Raw genomic sequence first — 3173 nt, forward strand, 5'->3', positions numbered from 1 at the left:
CTGGCCGGACACGGCGCCAAGGTCGGCACCATGAGCCGGCGGCTGTCGGCGATCCGGTTCGCCCACCGGCTCCGCGACCTGCCCGACCCGACCGAGAACGCCCGCGTCGTCGCCGTCTGGGAAGGCATCCGCCGCACCCACACCACCCGACCCGACCAAGCCACACCGCTGATGCCGCCCCAGCTGTGGGACGTCCTCGACGCCTGCCCCACCACCAAGGCCTGGAAAGACACGCGGCGGCCCGCGGAGCCGAGCCTGGCCGGCCTCCGCGACCGGGTGTCCGCGTACTAGCTCACGTGTAGGTGTGAGTACGGCCTGACGTGTAGGTCGGTCTCGGCGCGTTGAACCTGTTCCGCTCCGAGTTGAGGTCACCCTTCGGTTTGTCCACCGCCAAGCAGACAGACCGAAGGGGACCTGTTGCTCATGATCCTGGATGGAGAGTCCTGGATGAACATTCGTCGTTTCCGCGCCTTGCATGCTGCCGGCGCGACGTTCGTCGAGATCGGCCGCGAGTGCGGCTGCGACTGGCGGACGGTGAAGAAGTACCTAGCCGACGACGCGGCCGCGGCGCCACCTTTGCCGCCGCCGCGGGCCGGCTGTCAGCCGAGGCTGATCGACCCGTTCGTCGAGGTGATCGAGGCGTGGTTGCGCATCGACGTCGATTTGAAGGGCACGGTGATCCATGAGCGGCTGGTCGCCGAGCACGGCTTCACCGGCAACTACCAGCGGGTGAAGATGTTCCTGGCCGAGGTCAGGCCGCGGATCGCTGCCGAACTCGCCGACGATGATGAGAACCCGCTGGTCGGGCTGCATCGCCGGTTCGAGGTGATCGCCGGGGCCCAGGCCCAGGTCGACTGGGGTGTCGAGGGCGGCTTGCTCGCCGATGCCGGGATACCGCAGGTGTACTCGTTCCACCTGGTGTTGTCGCACTCCCGTGACCCGTTCTGCTGTTTCACCACCAGCATGGATCTGGCCACCTTCTGGGACTGTCATCGACGCGCGTTCGCCCACTTCGGCGGGGTGCCGGCCACGATCGTGTATGACCGCACCAAGACGGTGATCAAACGCCACGTGGCGCCGCGGGCGGCGGTGCCGCTGCATCCGGAGGCAGCGGCGTTCGCCGCCCACTACGGCTTCGAGATCGACGTGTTGGCGGCGTATCGCCCTACCGGGAAGGGTCGGGTCGAACGCCAGGTCGACATCGTCCGCGACCATGTGATCGCCGGCCGCCGGTTCGGCTCGATCGCCGATCTCGACGGCGCGTTCGCCGCCTGGCTGCCGATCCGGCGCGGTCAGGTCCACCGCACCCACGGTCAGGTCATCGCGGTTCGCGCCGAAGCGGACCGGGCCGCCCTGCAGCCGTTGCCGGCCCAGCCGTATGTGGTCGCAGACAAGCACCTGCGCCGGGTCGGGAAGGACTGCCTGGTCTCCTTCGAGGCCTCGTTCTACTCCGTCCCCGCCCGGGCGGTGCGGGCCGGGCAACGAGTCCAGCTGCAGATCCACCCCGACCCCGCTGCCGGCGACCAGGTCATCATCACCGCCCTTCCCGGCGACGGCGGCGGCTGGCTGGCCGGCCATCCCCGCGCGACCGTGCGGGGCACCTGGCGGGTCGACCCGACCCACTGGGACGGGCTGCCCGACGGACACACCCGCGCCACCACCCTCGATCCCACAGCACCGCCCAGCCAGCCCAGCAGCCCCCCGCTGCCGGGCTGGGAGCCGTTGGCCGGGCTGCTGGCCCGCCACGGCGCCGACATCCCCGTCGCCGCCCGCCCCCTCACCGACTACCAGACCGCCGCCACCAGGAGCTGAACCATGACCACCACCCCCACCCCGAACACCCCCACGATCACTCATCCCATCACCGGCATCACCGAGCCCGCGATCGTGCTGCCGGCCAGCCGGATCGCCAACATGATCGAGGTCCTCGACCACTGCGACTTGTTCCTGCGCACCAGCAGCCGTGACGTCGCCCGCGAGCTCGCCGACTACTGCCTGGCCCAGCCGAGCCTGACCTCCGGGTGGCTGATCGACATGATCGGCTTCGCCGGGCTGCGGCTGCGCACCGACCTCGAAGAAGCCGGCCAGCCGAAACCCTCACGGCCACAGCCGGCCCGGCCGCAGGCACAGCGGTGACCGCGCTGACCGCCGACCGGGTCCGCGACCACGCCACCCGGCTCGGCCTGACCCACCTCGCCGAGATGATCACCGGCCTGGTCGACCGCGCCGAGACCGCCCAGCTCGGCTACCTCGACTTCATCGACCTCCTCCTGCAAGAAGAACTCGGATTGCGTGAAGGCCGCCGGTTCCGCAACGCCCTGAAACTCTCCGGCCTGCCCCACCACAAAACCCTCGACGAGTTCGACTTCGCCTTCCAACCCGGGCTGGACCCCCGCAAGATCCGCGACCTGGCCACCCTGGAGTTCATCCGGCAACGCTCCAACGTCGCCCTCCTCGGCCCACCCGGAGTCGGCAAGACCATGCTCGCCGTCGCCCTCGCCGTCACCGCCTGCCAAGCCGGGTTCTCGATCTACTTCACCACTCTCGACGACCTCGTCCGCCGCCTCCGCGCCGCCGAGGCCACCGGCCGGTTCAACCGACAACTCCAGGCCTATCTCCGACCCTCGGTACTTGTCTGCGACGAAGTGGGCTACCTGCCGCTGGACCGGACCGAAGCGAACATGGTCTTTCAGCTCGTCTCCCGCCGCTACGAACGCGGCACCATGATCATCACCTCGAATAAGAGCTTCACCGAATGGGGCCAAGTCCTCGGCGACGACGTCCTCGCCACCGCCATCCTCGACCGCCTCCTCCACCACTGCGACGTCATCACCATCAACGGCCCCAGCTACCGCCTCAAAGACCGCCTCACCCTGGTCACCGGAGGTGAAACCGTGCCATGATCACTGCGCCGAGACCGACACGTCAGGTCGTACCCCGACCGACACATGAGGTCGTACCCGGACACGTGGTCGACGACGACGTCTTGGCTGCGCTGAAACAGGCCCGGGCGCGAGCGCGGGAACGGGCCTGGCTGCTGCGCGGCGAGGCGGGCCGGCCGATACCGACGCTGACCTGTGCCGGGACCGAGGTGCCGGGCCTGGTGATCGACCTCGACGCCAGCCTGGTGACCTGCCACTCAGAGAAGGAGCAGGCGGCCTCGACCTTCAAGA

5 protein-coding genes are annotated in these 3173 nt (G+C 69.2%); all 5 read left to right on the plus strand.

Annotation, left to right across the window (positions count from 1 at the left end):
* Positions 1 to 291: hypothetical protein (locus VF468_04440; protein HEX5877563.1), on the plus strand; the 291-nt coding region annotated here is incomplete at its 5' end.
* 156 nt (positions 292 to 447) lie between these two features.
* Positions 448 to 1812: an IS21 family transposase gene (gene istA, locus VF468_04445; GenBank protein HEX5877564.1), complete on the plus strand. Its 1365-nt coding sequence runs from the start codon at positions 448 to 450 to the stop codon at positions 1810 to 1812.
* Between the two features lie 3 nt (positions 1813 to 1815).
* Complete coding sequence (locus VF468_04450) at positions 1816 to 2136, plus strand: hypothetical protein (protein ID HEX5877565.1); 321 nt, start codon at positions 1816 to 1818, stop codon at positions 2134 to 2136.
* On the plus strand, positions 2133 to 2903 hold the full coding sequence (istB, locus tag VF468_04455; GenBank protein ID HEX5877566.1) for an IS21-like element helper ATPase IstB: 771 nt from the start codon (positions 2133 to 2135) through the stop codon (positions 2901 to 2903). The genes VF468_04450 and istB overlap by 4 nt, the downstream gene beginning before the upstream one ends.
* Before the next feature lie 65 nt (positions 2904 to 2968).
* Positions 2969 to 3173: IS1380 family transposase (locus VF468_04460; protein HEX5877567.1), on the plus strand; the 205-nt coding region annotated here is incomplete at its 3' end.

The organism is Actinomycetota bacterium, from assembly GCA_036280995.1.
Lineage (GTDB): Bacteria > Actinomycetota > CALGFH01 > CALGFH01 > CALGFH01 > CALGFH01.